The following is a 212-nucleotide window of genomic DNA, read 5'->3' as shown; positions in this document are numbered from 1 at the left end:
TCGTCGCCTTGAGCGGCATGTTCGTAGGACACGGCAGTCTGACCAGCCTTGATGGTGACCTGAGCATTGTTGCTCAGAGTAACGACCAGGTCGTTGGCCAAGGCCTTGTTGATCTGGATGGTGAACGTCGGCTTGACGTTCTCAGCAACGGAGTTCTGGTCAGCGGTAATAGTGACCAGCACCAGATCGCCTTGGTTACCCGTGCCCGGAGT

At 56.6% G+C, this 212-nt stretch carries 1 protein-coding gene; it reads right to left on the bottom strand.

From position 1 onward, the window contains the following. Positions 1-212, bottom strand: a 212-nt coding sequence (locus FS777_RS21345; RefSeq protein ID WP_372239231.1) for an immunoglobulin-like domain-containing protein, incomplete at both ends; no start/stop codon positions are given.

The sequence above is a fragment of the Pseudomonas sp. DE0157 genome, assembly GCF_007678615.1.
In the GTDB taxonomy this organism is placed as follows: Bacteria; Pseudomonadota; Gammaproteobacteria; order Pseudomonadales; family Pseudomonadaceae; genus Aquipseudomonas; species Aquipseudomonas parafulva_B.
Note: the sequence above shows the minus strand (reverse complement) of the source record. Positions and strands in the feature narration are given on the sequence as shown.